Source organism: Bacteroidia bacterium (assembly GCA_037045145.1).
GTDB lineage: Bacteria > Bacteroidota > Bacteroidia > AKYH767-A > OLB10 > OLB10.
Genome location: JBAOIA010000012.1, coordinates 260,293 through 278,727, shown reverse-complemented (window position 1 = coordinate 278,727; position 18,435 = coordinate 260,293). Strand labels below are relative to the sequence as shown.

The window sequence follows — 18,435 nt, the reverse complement described above, 5'->3', positions numbered from 1 at the left end:
ATTTTCCTATGAGGAAAAAAATAATCTCCAATAGGAAAAAAATAGAGGCTATGATAAATCGCTTTTCCCCCTTTTCAGCTATAGGTTTGTAAAAAATTGTTAAAACCAAATAAATATGAAATCATTCAAACAAACATGCAGTGCAGCTTGCGTTAGCTTGTTCACTGCTCTGCTTCTGCTGATGGCGGCAGCAGCAAATGCACAACCATCCGATGCCTTTGTGAGCATGAGAACCACTCCAACAGTAGGCATAATGCATGGAACTTACTACATTGAAATTCCCGACACAGTAAACATAACAAATATTGAAATTAAATTAGGAACCGACTGGAATTTATATGACATGATAAATGAATCGTTTGTTTACGATACACCGGCAAGTCTTCCTCCGGGTTTTTCCTATTCGCGCAGCGGAAATATTATTGCCGTTGACATTGGCGATTATGACCAACAGAGTGCATATTTTGGAGAAGTACGCATTAAAGAATCGGGCGTATGGAGCAGCGTTTATTCATTTGTTTCAAATTAATTCTTAAACTATCTATCATGAAAAAATATATCCAACTGATTTTAACGGCAGCGCTTATACTGAGCGGGCTGCTGTCGTTAGCAACAACCTACACCTGGACAGGCGGCACAAGCACAGCCTGGAACACCACATCCAACTGGTCGCCTGCAGGCGTGCCGGGAAGTGGAGATTATGTGCATATTTATAGTGCTACTTTCAATCCCACCCTGCCCGGCAAAAAAACACTTAGCGGAATGACCATGCATAGCGGAACCTTAAATTGCAATGGCGATACATTGGTATTGAACTCCGGATCTAGCGTATTTAGTGGAGGCACTATCAGCAATGGAAGGCTTGAGCTTACAGGCACGCAAATGACATTTGGCAGCACCACGTTTAATGTGGTGATTAATGCAGTGGTGAGCCGTATTGATCTCAATGCCGCTACGTTTAATAATTATTGCTATTTTGAAACCATTACCGATGTACCCGGCACAGGAAGCGGTGGAGCGGTGTTTAACGACAGCGTTTACCTCTATCATAATTATACAGGTGCAGGAGTGTGGGTAATGAACAACAGCACAGGGCACCGCTTTAACGGTAAGGTAACCATACATAACAAAGGAACAAAAGAAATAACCTTTGCAGGAGCGGGCATTAATGTGTTCAATGGCGATATGGTTTTAATAAATACCGGAGCAGGAGGAATTCTGCTGGGTAACGATACGCTTACAGCAGGGCATACCATAAGCATAGGCAGCGGAGGTTTTTCAGCAGGTGATTTTAATGCCACTAATTTTTATCAGGATGGCAGCACTGCCATAAGCCTCACCTTTACAGGATCGGCATTGCCAAGCATAACAGGAGCTACATTCGGAGGTGATTTCAGCATTACATCCAACTCGCTGTTATTTAAAAACTGTAATTTTAACGGAACGGCATCGTTTACCGCCACAGGCAGCGGCAGCAGCAGTTGGTATGGCGGCAATAAGTTTTATGGCAATGCCACCTTTACCAACAATGCCAGCGCGGGTAACCTGCGGCTTGATGCCGATACTTCCAATACCTACTATGCCGATGCCACCTTTGGCGGCTCACGCGAGCTGAGGGTGTGTTATGGTGGTGATGTAAGTTCGTTTTACGGAAACATAACCACAGCAAACAATACCACCTTTAATGCAGGCACAGGCACCTTGTGCCTTGCAGGAAGCGGAACACAATTATTAAGCTTTCACAGCAACACGCTTGTGAAAAACTTGATGCTGAACAAAAGTGGAGGCAGTGCAACACTGGCAACTGCATTGGCTGTAAGCGGAACGGTAACGTTTGCAAAAGGCACGCTCACCACCACAAGCAGCAATTTGCTTACCATAAACAACGGTGGCACTGTGAGCGGAGCAAGCGACAGCAGTTATATTGACGGGCCTGTTAAGAAAATCGGCAACAGCGCATTTGTGTTTCCAACAGGAAAGGGAAACAGCTGCAGGGCAATTGGAATTTCTGCACCTTCAAACACAACCGATGCGTTTACGGGAGAGTATTTTGCAGGAGCATTACCAAACGACCCAAATGCACGGCAATCAGGCATTGATTATATAAATGGAAGCAACTATTGGAATTTAGCGCGGAATACAGGCAGCTCACAGGTTAAAGTTACCTTATCTTGGAATAGATACAGCAGTGTTTTTGACAGCTCAAAAGTTAAATTGGCAAGATGGAACGGTACGCAATGGAGTGATTTGGGAACAGTTGCCTTATCCGGAGACAGAACTGTTGGTTCGGCAACAAATGCCAGCAACCTAAACAGCTTTGGTAACTTTACTTTAGGATACACGGCATTTGTGTTTGCATCATGTATTTCAGGTGCAATTGCACCTGATTACTATTATAATTTTGATGCCAATAACTTTGCTAGTTCCAGCCCTGCCATATTTTCTACGACACTGTCTTCAAGTGGAACTAATACACTGGTAAGTAATTCCGGAATTCCAAATACAGGTTATTCATTACTTAGCGATAACGGAACAGATTTATATGTACCCAATGTGTTAATTGATCAAACATCTGAATATTTTGCAGTTGAAATGTATGTGAGGTTTGATGGAAATTTTGCAAACAGAGCTTCTGCCGGATTTTTTAGAATACAAAATGGCGTACACAGCGCATCAATTGATCAAACCGGTATCAGTTTTAGTACCGATTATTCAGGAATAACCGGATCGACAGCAATACCTTATGAAAGTTTTTTTATTCCTTTCGATGGAATTAATGAAAAATCTTTTGGTTATTATACTAACGACTCATGGCATTACTTCTGTTTTGTTCATAAAAAAATTGCTGCTCATCATTATCAAAAGCAAATATGGATTGATGGAAAACTCAATGAAGGTTTTAGTAAAGATATTATTAATGCATCAATAACAGGCCTTTTTATAAATGGAACCGGGATGGATTTAAATTTAAAAACCAGTAGTGAGCATACGAACATGGGTGGTTATTTCGATCAGGTGGCTATTTATTTACAAAATGAATTGTGTGATAAAACAATTGAACAACATGGATTAAATACCACTTCTTTAAATGTTTTCACCCAAAACACTTCGCCCTATAGTCCACTTACATTTACAAATGCCGGACAGTATGATGAAAACGATTATCCGTTTGGATACGCTCCCGGAACAGGAAATTACAGTGAAGTTAAAAATGTTATTGAACAACTGAAAGCATATCCTTTACCAAGATACAAATCTAATAGAACATTAAGGAGAAATTTTAATTGGTTAGGGAGTAACTATCTTGGAGAACATGATGGAACAAGACCCCCACTGGCGCAAGTCTTCAGACTTGCGCCCTACTATCATTCAAGCAGCACTAAGTCAATAAGCCCTTTGCTGCCGCAATAATCCGTTGCGCTACTGTACACATAGTCTTCAGGGTTATAAACAAATCCTGCCCGCACAGGATTTTCATGTATGTAATTTAATTTTTGTTCTTGCATTCTTGCATCAGTTAATTCAACAGGATGATTATCCTGTTGCCAAAACTGCCAGTTTGTATTGTTGGAATTTCTTTCACCAGCCCGTTTAAAAAGATTAAACATCCATTCGCGCCTGCTTTCCTGAGAATTTTCCATAATTGCCCCTGTAATTTTATAGGCTGTAAATTTTTTAAGGTCGCGCATTATATCAGGCAGCACACATGTTCCGTTTTTAGAAATAATCATGTGTACATGATTGGTCATAATAACCCAAGCATGAACCACTAAGCCTTTTTCTTTTTGGCAATGTTTTATACTGTCAATTAAAATATCTTTATAACCGTTTCTTGTAAAAACATCAATCCAGTTTATAACCGAAAAAGTAACAAAATATATGGCATCAGGAGTGTGAAACTTATACTTGGAACTCATGGTTGCAAATGTGCAATTTTTAATGACAGGATGGCACAAGTCTGAAGACTTGCGCCAGTAGGGGAGTAACTATCTTGGAGAACATGATGGAACAAGATCCTTAAATGTACAGCTCGAACTGTATAAAAATTGGTATTATTTATTCAATATTTGTGAAAACACGAGAACATATCTTGATCCCGAAAATCAACAATATATTAATTATGCAGCAACAAATTTTAATTCAACTGATGAAATAGGAATTATAACAAATCGTGCTCAATTAAGTTATAGTACAAGTGATCTTGGACATTCATTGCCATCATCTCTTGTTAATAAAGTGCCTCCTGGAATTACCAACTCCTGGATCAGGGAACAAAACGCTACAAGCTTTACAAATTTTGGTACTGTTACCGTTAGTGATGAGGATTTTTATCTTTATAAGTCAAGTATGTTTTATAATTTTGAAGGAAACAACAGTGGTACACATTTTTGGAATTACAGCCCGGCATTTGGAACAGGAACAGGAAATATTTTTTCAAACAAAAGAGATGTGTATGCAACAGATGGATTATTGCAGAATGATTATTTACAAACTATTTTAAACGGAATTTCTGCAAAAGTCAAAGTAATTTCTGAAAATAATGAGGTTTCTCATAAAGCAATTTATAATTTAAGAAATACATTATCTTCTACTCCATTGTCATCTGCTTACATTACATTTTTATCTGGAAATGCTGATACACCATTAAAATGGGAAGAATTTATGGCAACAAAGGGAAAAGAACTTGACAATGATTATAGGGACAATTTTATGAATATTTCAAAACTTGTTTCTGATGGAACCATATTTCTAAATTATGCTGTTGATGGTCATTGGAAGTTAGTAACTAATAACGGAATCAATTACGATCAAGCAAGATACCGCTATAATGAATTAAGAGAAACCCAATCGGTTGTACAATACGGTTCAACGCCCGTAAATGTCAGGCTTGCTACGCCTGACTTTTATCCAAGAAGACCAGAAGACTGGCTTAGAGAATCTCGCTCTGCAGATCACGGATTTTTATGGCTGACCAGAAGCAAAAAAGAAGAATTAAATAACGGGGATTATATAAATGCGCCATTTGTTGCACCCGGATGGGCTCATAATGAAGAAGATAATTTAAGACCCGGGCAATGGCTTGGATTGTTAAAGGCAGTCTCTGTTCTTGGATCTGATTTCTTTCATGTTTTTGCACTTCCAGATGTTGTTGAACCTAAAGGTTATGTTTGGCAAGCTGCAACACCTGCTTACGCACATGCAATAGCGGACCGATTTGCTGATTTAATTATAGATGGACATTTGCTTGAAGGTGACAGATTACAAGAGCCGGGTAATTCTGCTGCGCCCGATATGATGTACGCCTTTAAATCTAGTTCACCTGATGTGTTGGTGCTTTCCAGAAAAGATAATGCTATAGAAAAATACGTCATCACCGGTACCGTTCAACCTTACTCCAATGTAAAAGGCAATGCTCCTTTGGAAAAAGCAGCCAAAATACATTTGGCTGATAATGCAGGCGGAAGCACATCCACTTACGACTTGCAGTTTAACGTTCGCAGGCAGGGCAGCACTTACATTTTCGATGCTTCTGTTAATCCTCCTGTATTCTACCAGCTTGATGCATGGCATGAATATAAGCACCCTGACCGCTGGAGCAAAGATTTTTGGTTTGAAGCCGAGGTGTGGGATAATGTTTCTGCACCTGCAAATGTAACCCGTGTTACATCTGTACCGGGTGGAACATCTTCTGGTGATTATAGAAACTTTACCACTTATATTTCTTTTGCAGCAGGAAGTGCCCCTGTTGAATATAAATTTCACCCCAGAGTTGATGATACCGATTATTATGTTTGGATAAAAGCCAAAGATGCCGGTTCAGGCAGCCAGCTTGAAATTAAATTGGACGGTACTCCCGTTTGTACGTTAAGCTGTATTAGCAGCAGTGACTGGAATTGGTATCGGTTTTTGCCAAACAGTTTATCTCCTATTTTATTGAGCCAACTCGATAATCAGGAATATACATTATCCATTAACAGCATTAACGGAAACGTGTTAGTTGACCAAATAGTTATTGCCGAAGACAAAAACCTTGCTTTGCAGCCGCAGCCCGATGTGTGCGGCACATTATCTTCAACATTGTGCGTCAGCAGCACATTTACTATTAATAGTGGAAATAACATTGCAAGCGCAATCAGCGTTATAACTCCTGATGTGGTATATCTTACGGATGATTTTACGGTAGATGCCGATTTTAATTTATTTAACAACAAAACAGTAATTTGCAGCCAGGGAGTGGGAATATATGTTGATGCAGGCAAAAAGCTAGATGTACAAGACAGCCGTTTTTTCGGTTGTAATGTGTTATGGAAAGGCATTGTGCTTGCTGACGGCACTTCCGAGCTGGAAATAACCAATTCCGATATGGAAGATGCCGAAGCAGCTATTGCAATTAACGGCAATTCCTCATCCATTACAAATATTAATTTATCCAATACCTTATTCGACCATAATTTTTACGGCATAGTTGAATTAGGGGCGGGCGTAACGGATTACAGCAATATGCAAATACATAATTGCATTTTCAGGTGCAGCGGAAGAGCGGTTTATGAATATGGCGACAAATCGTTTAACCATATTCTGCTCCTCGCGCCATCCGATTTAACCATTGGCGCAGCAAATGAGCAAAATGTTTTTTCTGACATGGACTATGGTATAAGATTAGTAAACCCCGTTGACTATAACATCCGGTACAATTATTTTAAAGATGCACCGGGGCGTGTACCCGATGTGTCACAGGCGCGGTTACTGGCTTATCCGCTTATAACCTCGCCCACCGGCTACGGAGCTTTAATATTGGGCGAAGCCGCCAATGCCAATGATGATAAAATTATTTTGCACAACACATTTGAAAACATGAGGTATGGCATTGGCAATGTAACTGAGCAGTTGAGGATGGAACAAAACACAATAAACAACTGTGCCGAAGCAGGGTACAGGATGTTTAACTGCAACGGAAAGCTTGCAGGCAGCTTTGTTAAATGCAACCAGAATGCCATGAGCAACAGCAAAAACAACATTTTGGTTGAAAAATGCGGCAGCAACACTATTCAGATTACCGGTAACGATTTGCATGTAAAAACACCTGCCGATTTAACTGTTCCTACTTCTGCCGTTTATATAAACAGCACAGCCACCACAGGCAATGCCGTTTCCGTTGACCATAATAACATTTATGCAACTGGCGATTATGGCATAAGGGTATTATATGAGCAGGGCGCAAACAGCGCAGTAACTATTACAGACAACTCCATAACCGGAGCGCGAATAGGAATATATGCCAACAACACACCGGGCATAAGCGTTGGAACGGACGGCAGCAGCCTTTTGCCCAACACCATTGCTATGGAGGCTGATGACGGATTAGAAACAAGCCAAATGTATTCAGGCATATTTATACAGGACTGCAACGATGCTGTTATTAAAGCGAACGACATTTATAACAACAGCGTTGTTGCTTATAATGCTGATAAAATACGCGGCATTGCTGCCGACAATTCTCAAAACCTGAATATATGCGGCAACGGCATTACACGCCTCGGCTATGCCCTGCGCTTTGAGGGCGATTGCCAAACCACGCGGCTGAAAAATAATGTGATGACTGATTATAACAAAGGTATTTGGTATGAAAACGCACAATTTTCACCTCAGGGAACTGCAAATAACGCATGGGATAATCAATGGATTACTTCAAACAATGCTTTAATGAAAGTGGATGGATACTTGCAGGTAGCATCACCTTTTAAATGGTATTTTCAAGGAGATGAAACAGACGTAAATAATTTATTTACTCCTGATCCTTATAATGGGAATGTTATTTTAGCGGATGATAATGAAGCAAGTTCAAATACTGATTGTGCAACCGCGTTATTTACCAATGTCGATATTGACAGAGATAAAGAATTTGGTCCCGTAGTGGGTGATTCTGCTGTGTACGATAGTTATGCAGATGAGGCTAAATACCTTGCTAAAGAAACCCTGTTCAAACGGCTCAGCGCTGACACCACACTGCTCACCACAGGCAGCGCGGCTGACTCATCATTCCGCGCATTTTACAATGTCATGCTCAATGCCAACATAGGCAAGTTTGACTCCGTAAAGCAGGCTATTAAAGCCGATGACATTGCTGCTGCTGCAACCATTAACAGCAGCATTACCGAAAGCAATGATATGGAAGCCAACTATAAGCTCATCAACAGCCTTATTATCGGCAAGCTGGCAGCAGGTGATACGCTTGATGCAACAGACACCACAGCGTTGGAAAGCCTGCTGGCGCAGCACTGGCTCATAGCGGGCAAGAGCGTTTACAGTGCGGCAGCCTTGCTCGGTAAGGAATATTACTCTCCTGAATTGCCCGCATTGCGGCAGGGTGGCAGTCATACTCAGAATGAATTGCCTGAAAAAACACTGCCGGCTGATAAGGTACGCATACAACCTAACCCAGCCAACAGCTTGCTGTTGGTAACAGGAATGAGTGATGGTAAAAATGAAATGCAGGTTTACGACCTTTATGGCAGGTTATTATTTACAAAGCAAAATAACAGCAGCAGTGGCGTAATTGACGTATCTTCGCTGGCAGAAGGTATTTATAATCTGAGGATACGAAATGAGACAGATGAGTATTTTAGAACGAGATTTATTGTAATTAAATAATTTGAAATCACTTAATTTAAAATGCTTACTAATGGCAGCAACATTTTGTTGCTGCCATTTTTTTTCTTATGCGCAAAATAGAAATAGCGTATGGTGCTTTGGCGATAGTGCGGGAATAGATTTTGGTTCGGGATTACCTGTTACTTTTCAATCAGGAATGGATAGTCGGGGAAGCTGTGTCAGCATTTCAGACAATAACGGGAATTTACTTTTTTATGCAGCAACAATGTACAAGTATGCCATAAGTATTGATAATTCAACCTTTGTTTTTAATTCAACAGGATCAGTAATGCAAGATGGAGATTCTATTGTTGGAGAAGGTTGGTATCAGGAATTGGTAATTGTTCCTAATCCTGCCAACGACAGTGTATATTATCTTTTTTCAATAAATGTCACTGGTAATAACGGACTTGTTTACAGCATCATAGATATGAAACAGAATGGTGGATTAGGAGCAGTTACTGCTAAGAATATACAACTGCAAAGCTTTGAACAAGTGGATTGCTTAAATGCCGTTAAACATGGTAACGGAAGAGATTGGTGGCTAATATTCAGAAAATCAGATGCACTCACATTTAGTTCAAATAACGATTGGTACAGCTATTTAATAACTCCTAACGGAATTCAGAATTTATCCGTTCAGTCCGTTGGTTCGCAAAACAGAACAGGAGGAGCGCATACCAATTTTTCGCCTGATGGCGAAAAATTGGTATTTACCAATTGGTTGGGTTTGATTGAAGTTTATGATTTTGATCGTTGCACAGGATTGTTAAATAATCCCGTTACTATAGAACCTGATTTAGGTAACCCTCCTTATCCATTTATTTGGAGTTGTGAGTTTTCTCCTGATGAAAGTAAGTTATATGTTACCACCAATCAAACTACTTCATATTTATTTCAATACGATTTAAACGCACCCAATATTCCCGGAAGCAAAGATACTCTATGGTCATTTAATTTATTTCCTTATGCAATAGGAGGATTAAAGTTGGCTCCTGATAACAAAATCTATTTGAGTAATGTGTATTATAATGCCTCTAATTATTATCCTTACAGGGATAGTGTTTACAACATGTACAATATGAACTTATCAGTAATTAACCAACCTGATAGCTTAGGCGCAGCATGTGATTTTCAGCCGTACAGTTTTTATCTCGGAGGCAAAAGAACATATCTTGGTTTACCTAATAATCCTGATTATGAGTTGGAGGCGGTAGCGGGTAGTGTGTGTGATACACTTACAGGCATAGCTCCCTCTCCTTTGGAGAGGGGTGGGGTGAGGATATTTCCCAACCCCGCCAACAGCACATTGTATGTTAGCGGAATGCCTGAAGGCAAAAATGAAATAGAGGTGTATGATATTTACGGCAGATTATTATTAAAGAAGAATGCTTCTGCAGCGGGCAGCATTGATGTATCTTCGCTTTCTGACGGAGTGTATAACCTTAGAATAAAGAATGAAGCAGGCGAATATTTTAAAAAACGGTTTGTGGTTATTAAATAATTTAAAATTTTCATTAATGGCAGCAACACTCTGTTGCTGCCATTTCTTTTCCTATGCGCAAAACCGTAATTCGGTGTGGTGCTTTGGCGACAGCGCTTTAATTGACTTCAGTGATACTTCAAATATTATAGTTGGCTCATGTGGATTAGATACCAGAGGTTCATGCGCATCAATTGCAAATGAAAATGGTAAACTTCTTTTCTATGCCGAAACAAGAGCCACAATAAGTGGCAACACCACATTAGTTTTTGATACAACTCATCAGGTAATGCAAAACGGAAATAATATTGTTGGCAGAGGTTGGTATCAGGAATTGGTAATAGTACCCAATCCGGCTAATGACAGCACCTATTACTTATTTTCTATTGGAGTAACGAGCATATATGGCTTATATTACAGCATAATTGATATGCGGCTGAATAACGGCTTGGGGGCTGTGACGGTTAAAAATGTTCAACTGCAAAGCTTTGAGCAGGTTGATTGCTTAAATGCCGTTAAGCATGGCAATGGAAGGGACTGGTGGGTATTATTCAGAAAAGCAGGTTCTTTATCAAATGGCAACAATGACTGGTATTCTTATTTAATTACACCTGTCAGCGTTCAGAATTTTTCCATTCAGTCAATAGGTTCATTAAACAAAACCAACTCAGGATATACCAATTTTTCGCCATCAGGCGAAAAATTGGTATTTACCAATTTGATTGGGTTGGTTGAGCTATATGATTTTGACCGTTGTTCAGGATTATTGAGCAATCCTGTTACCATTGAACCGGAAGCATTGCCATCAGTGCCATATACTTGGAGTTGTGAATTCTCACCCGATGCAAGCAAATTATATGTAACAACAGCAGATGATACTACTTACCTATTTCAATATGACTTAAATGCGTCAAATATCTCACAAAGTAAAAATACACTTTGGACAACCAACTATCCTCTTTATACTGGAGGCGGATTAAAATTAGCTCCAGACAATAAAATTTATTTAGCCAGCATATATTATAATGGAGTTCAATTTCCTTATCCATATCAGGATACTGTTTATAATATGTACAATATGAACTTGTCAGTAATAAACCAACCTGATAGTTTAGGAATTGCATGTGATTTTCAGCCTTACAGTTTTTATCTCGGAGGCAAAAGAACATATCTTGGTTTACCCAATAATCCTGATTATACACTGCCTGCAATATCAGGCAGTCCCTGTGATACATTAACGGGTATAGCACCTCTTGCAACATCAGCAAAGGGAGCGGAGTTGTTTGTTACCTACATGGCATCATGGCAAAAATTGTTTGTAAATGCGCAGCATTTAAAAGGGAAAAATATAACACTAACCCTATATGATGTTACAGGCAAGCTAATTTATAACACTGCGCGAGTGCTCTCCCCTTCAGGGGTTGGGGGTAGCGCAGGCGGTTATTTTACACAGGATATTAATTGCAGCGCACTTGCAAAAGGCATGTATATTGTTTCTTTGCAAACAGAAAAAGAAAGATTGGTAAATAAATTTGTTGTTGAATAACTTTTGTTTTAAATGAAATCACTCCGATACATAAGCGCAGCATTTTTACTATGCTGCGCTTATTTTGCAAATGCACAAAAGCAAGGCAGCGTGTGGTGCTTTGGCGACAGTGCGCTGGTTGATTTTAGTGATACTGCCAATATCATAACAGGCAGCAGCATGGTAAAATCGCGCGGCAGTTGTGCAAGCATTGCCGACAGTGCCGGAAGCCTGTTATTTTATGCAGGTTATAATACAGATACATGGGCTGCCGGAGGTCCGCCATTTCAAAATGGTGAAATTTGGAATAAACAACATCAAATCATGCAAAATGGTGATTCTATTGTTATGCAAGCCTGGTACCATGAAGTTTTAATTATTGATAATCCATCTAACAACAATCAATATTATGTTTTTTCCATTGGCGTAACGGGTAGTAGTCAGTTAGGTTTATATTATTCCATAGTTGATATGAGCGCTAATGGCGGATTAGGCGAAGTGATTCAAAAAAATGTACAGTTGCATAATTACAAAAGCGCTGACGGATTAACAGCCATTAAGCATGGCAACGGAAGAGACTGGTGGATTATTAACCGGAGGTGGAATAATATTAACAACACTTTTTACAAATATTTGATTTCGCCAGCGGGTGTTTCCGATTCCATGCCGCAAAATATTGGGTTTGCAACTAATCATGGGTTTGGCAGAATTCAATTTTCAAATAATGGCAATAAAATGGTATATTATACCTTGGTTGGCTTATTGGAATTGTATGACTTTGACAGATGCACAGGGCAATTAAGTAATTTACAAACCATTTACCCTGAACTCACACAGGCTCCCTTACGCTGGTATTGGGGAGCATGTTTTTCGCCTGACGATAATTTACTTTATATATCCGGCATACCCATACAATCAACCGACACATCGCGGCTGTATCAGCTTGATTTAACGGCAACCAATATAGCTGCCAGTGCCGATACATTATGGCAAACTCATTTTAATGCATCTATGGGATTTCTTAAATTAGCTCCTGACGGTAAAATTTATTTAGCAACAAGCTATTATCAATATTATCCTTATAAGGACACTATGTATAATAATACCAATATGTATTTAAGCACCATTAACTCTCCCAACAGCTTAGGCTCAGCATGTGATTTACAACCCTACTCATTTTATCTTGGTGGCAAAAGAACTTACGGAGGTTTACCTAATAATCCTGATTATACACTGCCTGCAATATCAGGCAGCCCATGCGATACATTAACGGGCATAGCACCTCTTGCAACATCAGCAAAGAGAGCGGAGTTGTTTGTTACCTACATGGCATCATGGCAAAGGTTGTTTGTAAATGCACAGCATTTAAAAGGAAAAAATATAACACTAACCATATACGATATTTCAGGCAAGTTATTTTACAACACTGCGCGTGCGCTCTCCCCTTCAGGGGTTGGGGGTAGCGCAGGAGGTTATTTTACACAGGATATTAATTGCAGCGCACTTGCAAAAGGCATGTACATTGTTTCGTTGCAAACAGAAAAAGAAAGATTGGTAAATAAATTTGTTGTTGAATAACTTTTGTTTTAAATGAAATCACTCCGATACATAAGCGCAGCATTTCTTATATGCTGCGCTTATTTTGCAAATGCGCAAAAGCAGGGCAGCGTGTGGTGCTTTGGCGACAGTGCGCTGGTTGATTTTAGTGATACTGCCAATATCATAACAGGCAGCAGCATGGTAAAATCGCGCGGCAGTTGTGCAAGCATTGCCGACAGTGCCGGAAGCCTGTTATTTTATGCAGGTTATAATACAGATACATGGGCTGCCGGAGGTCCGCCATTTCAAAATGGTGAAATTTGGAATAAACAACATCAAATCATGCAAAATGGTGATTCTATTGTTATGCAAGCCTGGTACCATGAAGTTTTAATTATTGATAATCCATCTAACAACAATCAATATTATGTTTTTTCCATTGGCGTAACGGGTAGTAGTCAGTTAGGTTTATATTATTCCATAGTTGATATGAGCGCCAATGGCGGATTAGGCGAAGTGATTCAAAAAAATGTGCAGTTACATAATTACAAAAGCGCTGACGGATTAAAAGCCATTAAACATGGCAACGGAAGAGACTGGTGGATTATTAACCGGAGGTGGAATAATATTAACAACACTTTTTACAAATATTTGATTTCGCCAGCGGGTGTTTCCGATTCCATGCCGCAAAATATTGGGTTTGCAACTAATCATGGGTTTGGCAGAATTCAATTTTCAAATAATGGCAATAAAATGGTATATTATACCTTGGTTGGCTTATTGGAATTGTATGACTTTGACAGATGCACAGGGCAATTAAGTAATTTGCAAACCATTTATCCTGAACCCACGCAAGCTCCATTTGGTTGTTATTGGGGCGCATGTTTTTCGCCTGACGATAATTTACTTTATATATCCGGCATACCCATACAATCAACCGATACATCGCGGCTGTATCAGTTTGATTTAACGGCAACCAATATTGCTGCAAGTGTTGATACATTGCGACAAACTCATTTTAATGAAACTATGGACGATTTAAAGCTTGCTCCTGACGGTAAAATTTATTTAGCAACAAGTTATTATCAATATTATCCTTATAACGACACTATGTATAATAACACCAATATGTATTTAAGCACCATTAACTCTCCCAACAGCTTAGGCTCAGCATGTGATTTACAACCCTACTCATTTTATCTTGGTGGCAAAAGAACTTACGGAGGTTTGCCTAATAATCCGGATTATGAGTTGGGGGCGTTAGCGGGAAGTGCGTGTGATACGTTGACAGGCATAAGCCCCCTAAATCCCCCAAAGGGGAACTTAATAAACATTTACCCCAACCCTGTAAACAACATCTTGTTTATATCAGGATTAAGCGATGCAAAAAATGAACTGGTTGTTTACGACATTTACGGGCGACTGATAATAGAAAAACAAACTAATGGCACAAATGGCAGCATTGATGTATCTTCGCTTTCTGACGGAGTGTATAATATTAGAATAAAGAATGAAGCAGGCGAATATTTTAAAAAACGGTTTGTGGTTATTAAATAGTTTAAAATGTTTAATAATGGCAGCAACACTTTGTTGCTGCCATTTTTTTTGCGTTTCACAAAATAGGAACTCGGTATGGTGTTTTGGTGATAGTGCTGGTATTGATTTTTCAAGCGGAATACCTGTAACTTTTTCTTCTTCTGTTGACGGAAGAGGCAGTTGTGTAAGCATTGCGGATAGTAATGGACAACTGTTGTTTTATGCGGCTACTATGCGTGCATATGCTTCTAATACAGAGATGGCAACTTTTGTTTTTGATAGAAATCATGATATAATGCTTAATGGGGATTCTATTGTAGGCAGGTTGTGGTATCAGGAATTGGTTATAATTCCAAATCCTGCAAATGACAGCACATATTACCTTTTCTCAATAAGTATTACCGATACATTTGGTATTGTTTATAGCGTAATAGATATGCGATTGAATAACGGCTTGGGTGCTGTAACAGTTAAAAATGTTCAACTGCAAAGCTTTGAACAAGTGGATTGCTTAAATGCTGTTAAGCATGGCAACGGAAGAGATTGGTGGTTATTATTCAGAAAATCAGATGCACTCACATTTAGTTCAAATAACGATTGGTACAGCTATTTAATAACTCCTAACGGAATTCAGAATTTATCCGTTCAGTCCGTTGGTTCGCAAAACAGAACAGGAGGAGCGCATACCAATTTTTCGCCTGATGGCGAAAAATTGGTATTTACCAATTGGTTGGGTTTAATAGAACTTTATGATTTTGACCGTTGCACAGGATTGTTAAATAATCCCGTTACTATAGAGCCTGATGCGGGTATGCCACCCTATCCTTTTACATGGAGTTGTGAATTTTCACCCGATGAAAGTAAGTTGTATGTAACCGCATCTCCAAATACTACTTACTTATTTCAATATGATTTAAACGCAGCGAATATTTCGCTTACTAAGGATACGTTGTGGGCGTTGACTTTTCCAAATTATGCTGGGGGTGGTTTAAAACTTGCATCCGATGGCAAAATTTATTTGGCATGTTGGTACAACAATGGAATTATGTTTCCTTACCCATACCCTGATACTGTCTATAATATGTACAATATGAACTTGTCAGTAATAAACCAGCCTGATAGTTTAGGTTCGGCATGTGATTTTCAGCCTTACAGTTTTTATCTTGGCGGTAAGAGAACATACTTGGGCTTGCCTAATAATCCGAATTATGAACTTGGAGCAATAGCAGGTAGTGCGTGTGATACACTAACAGGTATAGCACCTCTTGCAACATCAGCAAAGGGAGCGGAGTTGTTTGTTACCTACATAGCTTCATGGCAAAAGCTGTTTGTAAATGCGCAGCATTTAAAAGGAAAAAGTATAACGCTAACCATATACGATGTTACAGGCAATCTAATTTATAACACTGCGCGTAGGCTCTCCCCTTCAGGGGTTGGGGGTAGCGCAGGAGGTTATTTTACACAGGATATTAATTGCAGCGCACTTGCAAAAGGCATGTACATTGTTTCGTTGCAAACAGAAAAAGAAAGATTGGTAAAGAAATTTATAGTTGAATAACTTTTGTTGTAAAATGAAATTACTCAAATTCATAAGCGCAGCATCCCCGTACCCGCGAAGCTGTGCTTCGTGGGTTTTGTGTTTGGAAGTTTTACTTCAATCATATACTGATCTAAAAATTATCATTTTTGCATATATGCAAACAACAAATGTCTGAAGTTTATAAAACTTTTCCGGGCGGTTTATATTTTGTAACAATTACAACCATTGGCTGGGTTGATATTTTCACAAGGCGATTGTATCAGGATATAGTTACAGACAGTATTATTTACTGCCAAAAAAACAAAGGGCTGCAACTATATTGCTACTGCATCATGCCAAGCCATGTTCACATAATTGCATCAAGAGAAGAAGGAACTTTAAATGATTTAATGCGTGATATGAAATCTTTTACCGCTAAAACGATAATGCAGTCTATAGAAGAAAATATGCTGGAAAGCAGGCGCGAATGGTTGATGAAAGAATTTAAGTTTTATGGCAGACTATCATCACATAAACAGGAAAAACAGTTTTGGCAACACGATAATCACGCATTTGAATTATACTCTAACCGCATCATAGACCAAAAGGTTGATTACATACATCGTAATCCTGTTGAAGCAGGTTTTGTTGATGAACCGCATTTATGGAGGTTAAGCATCGCAAACGAAAACAGCCCGATTAAGGTGTTAAGTATGTAAGTGTTTTTTATCGGAAGCGCAGCTTCCCTGCACAAACCCCACGAAGCACAGCTTCGCAGGTACGGGGAAGGATGTCATAATCATTAAAAACATCTCCTAATACACCATAACGTCCCTCAGAAATAAAAATAAAACTCGATTTCTTTTTAATCATCTGCCTCTATAAAGCAGCGTATAAAAAAAGGCTGCCTCAATTTATTGTTTTGAAACAGCCTCTTTTAATTATTTTAAAGTAGGTTTACTTTACCGACTCAACAATTGCTTTAAAAGCGTCCGGATTGTTAAGTGCAAGGTCGGCAAGAACTTTGCGGTTAAGTTGGTTTCCTGCTTTATGCAGTTTACCCATAAACTCGCTGTAAGACATATCATAGTTTCTTACCTCAGCATTAATACGCTGAATCCATAAGCCGCGAAAGTTGCGTTTCTTTGTTTTACGGTCGCGGTAGGCATATTGCAAACCTTTTTCTACGGTGTGTTTGGCAACGGTTAATACGTTACCTCTTGCGCCCCAATTTCCTTTGGCGCGGTTGAGCAGTTTTTTACGTCTTGCTCTTGATGCTACTGAATTTACCGAACGTGGCATGTGTTTTAATTTTTGGTGTTAGCGCTCCGCCTTGCGGAATCTTGATGCTAATTACCTGGTTAAACTTAATTGAATAATATTTTTTATGCTATTGAAAGCATTCTTTTTACGTTAAACTCGTCAGACTTATGAACGATGGCTGCATTGGTTAATGCACGCTTGCGCTTAGTTGACTTCTTGGTAAGGATATGGCTTTTGAAAGCATGTTTTCTTTTTATTTTACCCGTTCCAGTAACACTGAATCTTTTCTTTGCACTGGAGTTTCTTTTCATTTTCGGCATGATGCTTCTAATTTTTATTTGTTTATTATTTTATTTACTTCTTCTTTGCAAGTGGTGCCAGGTGCAGAAACATGCGGTTGCCTTCTAATTTCGGAAGCATTTCAACCTTTGCATATTGCTCCAACTCCTGCGCAAACTTCAGGAGGATAATTTCTCCTTTTTCTTTATAAGCTATGCTTCGTCCTTTAAAGTGAACATAAGCTTTAACTTTTGCTCCCTCTTCAAGGAATTTGATGGCATGTTTTAATTTGAAATTAAAGTCATGTTCATCGGTATTGGGCCCGAAGCGTATTTCCTTTACGACAGACTTCGCTGCTTTTGCTTTTTGCTCTTTGTCTTTTTTCTTTCTTTCGTAAAGAAATTTTTGATAGTCAACTATTTTACAAACCGGTGGTGTGCTGGTATTTGATATTTCTACCAAATCAAGCCCCATATCCTGTGCCATGTTCAACGCAGTCTGGGTGTCATATATTTGGGGTTCTACATTATCACCAACTAATCTTACTTGTGGTGCGTGAATTCGTCCGTTAATACGGTGCTCCTCTACTTTAGGCCGGGGCAATCGTCTGTCTTGAAAACGACCGCCTGGCGGCTTGGG

Annotated in this window: 13 protein-coding genes; 9 read left to right on the top strand and 4 right to left on the bottom strand. The window is 39.2% G+C overall.

Annotation, left to right across the window (positions count from 1 at the left end; genetic code table 11):
• Positions 1-115: 115 nt before the first annotated feature.
• Positions 116-529, top strand: coding sequence for a hypothetical protein (locus V9G42_10555; GenBank protein ID MEI2759855.1), 414 nt, complete (start codon positions 116-118; stop codon positions 527-529).
• Positions 530-546: 17 nt separating this feature from the next.
• Entirely contained in the window at positions 547-3,411 is a 2,865-nt protein-coding gene (locus V9G42_10550; GenBank protein MEI2759854.1) for a hypothetical protein, read from the top strand.
• Here the strand turns inward: V9G42_10550 and V9G42_10545 are convergent.
• Positions 3,366-3,917 (bottom strand): transposase, encoded by a 552-nt coding sequence (locus tag V9G42_10545; protein MEI2759853.1) that lies wholly within the window; start codon positions 3,915-3,917, stop codon positions 3,366-3,368. The two genes, V9G42_10550 and V9G42_10545, sit on opposite strands and share 46 nt — an antisense overlap.
• Before the next feature lie 319 nt (positions 3,918-4,236).
• Between V9G42_10545 and V9G42_10540 the strand changes: the two genes are divergently transcribed.
• The 7 genes from V9G42_10540 to V9G42_10510 all read left to right on the top strand — a co-directional run bounded on the left by V9G42_10540 (position 4,237) and on the right by V9G42_10510 (position 16,973).
• A complete protein-coding gene (locus V9G42_10540; protein MEI2759852.1) occupies positions 4,237-8,652 on the top strand; it encodes a T9SS type A sorting domain-containing protein in 4,416 nt (1,471 codons plus the stop codon).
• A gap of 31 nt (positions 8,653-8,683) precedes the next feature.
• A complete protein-coding gene (locus tag V9G42_10535; protein ID MEI2759851.1) occupies positions 8,684-10,156 on the top strand; it encodes a T9SS type A sorting domain-containing protein in 1,473 nt (490 codons plus the stop codon).
• Between the two features lie 16 nt (positions 10,157-10,172).
• Positions 10,173-11,681: a T9SS type A sorting domain-containing protein gene (locus V9G42_10530; GenBank protein ID MEI2759850.1), complete on the top strand. Its 1,509-nt coding sequence runs from the start codon at positions 10,173-10,175 to the stop codon at positions 11,679-11,681.
• A 12-nt stretch (positions 11,682-11,693) separates the two neighbouring features.
• Positions 11,694-13,238 carry a hypothetical protein gene (locus tag V9G42_10525; protein MEI2759849.1) on the top strand — a complete coding sequence of 515 codons (1,545 nt, stop codon included), beginning with the start codon at positions 11,694-11,696 and terminating at the stop codon, positions 13,236-13,238.
• A 12-nt stretch (positions 13,239-13,250) separates the two neighbouring features.
• The gene (locus V9G42_10520) at positions 13,251-14,756 is read left to right on the top strand and encodes a T9SS type A sorting domain-containing protein (protein MEI2759848.1); all 1,506 of its coding nucleotides are present in this window, start codon (positions 13,251-13,253) and stop codon (positions 14,754-14,756) included.
• Positions 14,757-14,772: 16 nt separating this feature from the next.
• Positions 14,773-16,293 (top strand): T9SS type A sorting domain-containing protein, encoded by a 1,521-nt coding sequence (locus tag V9G42_10515; GenBank protein MEI2759847.1) that lies wholly within the window; start codon positions 14,773-14,775, stop codon positions 16,291-16,293.
• Positions 16,294-16,442: 149 nt separating this feature from the next.
• Entirely contained in the window at positions 16,443-16,973 is a 531-nt protein-coding gene (locus V9G42_10510; protein MEI2759846.1) for a transposase, read from the top strand.
• Positions 16,974-17,211: 238 nt separating this feature from the next.
• Here V9G42_10510 and rplT read toward each other — a convergent pair whose 3' ends face one another.
• The 3 genes from rplT to infC all read right to left on the bottom strand — a co-directional run bounded on the left by rplT (position 17,212) and on the right by infC (position 18,399).
• A complete protein-coding gene (gene rplT, locus V9G42_10505; GenBank protein MEI2759845.1) occupies positions 17,212-17,556 on the bottom strand; it encodes a 50S ribosomal protein L20 in 345 nt (114 codons plus the stop codon).
• 83 nt (positions 17,557-17,639) lie between these two features.
• Complete coding sequence (gene rpmI, locus V9G42_10500; protein ID MEI2759844.1) at positions 17,640-17,837, bottom strand: 50S ribosomal protein L35; 198 nt, start codon at positions 17,835-17,837, stop codon at positions 17,640-17,642.
• A gap of 34 nt (positions 17,838-17,871) precedes the next feature.
• Positions 17,872-18,399 carry a translation initiation factor IF-3 gene (infC, locus tag V9G42_10495; protein MEI2759843.1) on the bottom strand — a complete coding sequence of 176 codons (528 nt, stop codon included), beginning with the start codon at positions 18,397-18,399 and terminating at the stop codon, positions 17,872-17,874.
• Positions 18,400-18,435: the final 36 nt, after the last annotated feature.

Coding starts and splice junctions, on each gene's coding strand:
- V9G42_10555 (MEI2759855.1), top strand. CDS start 116: ATGAAATCATTCAAACAAACATGCAGTGCAGCTTGCGTTAGCTTGTTC.
- V9G42_10550 (MEI2759854.1), top strand. CDS start 547: ATGAAAAAATATATCCAACTGATTTTAACGGCAGCGCTTATACTGAGC.
- V9G42_10545 (MEI2759853.1), bottom strand. CDS start 3,917: ATGAGTTCCAAGTATAAGTTTCACACTCCTGATGCCATATATTTTGTT.
- V9G42_10535 (MEI2759851.1), top strand. CDS start 8,684: ATGGCAGCAACATTTTGTTGCTGCCATTTTTTTTCTTATGCGCAAAAT.
- V9G42_10530 (MEI2759850.1), top strand. CDS start 10,173: ATGGCAGCAACACTCTGTTGCTGCCATTTCTTTTCCTATGCGCAAAAC.
- V9G42_10525 (MEI2759849.1), top strand. CDS start 11,694: ATGAAATCACTCCGATACATAAGCGCAGCATTTTTACTATGCTGCGCT.
- V9G42_10520 (MEI2759848.1), top strand. CDS start 13,251: ATGAAATCACTCCGATACATAAGCGCAGCATTTCTTATATGCTGCGCT.
- V9G42_10515 (MEI2759847.1), top strand. CDS start 14,773: ATGGCAGCAACACTTTGTTGCTGCCATTTTTTTTGCGTTTCACAAAAT.
- V9G42_10510 (MEI2759846.1), top strand. CDS start 16,443: ATGTCTGAAGTTTATAAAACTTTTCCGGGCGGTTTATATTTTGTAACA.
- rplT (MEI2759845.1), bottom strand. CDS start 17,556: ATGCCACGTTCGGTAAATTCAGTAGCATCAAGAGCAAGACGTAAAAAA.
- rpmI (MEI2759844.1), bottom strand. CDS start 17,837: ATGCCGAAAATGAAAAGAAACTCCAGTGCAAAGAAAAGATTCAGTGTT.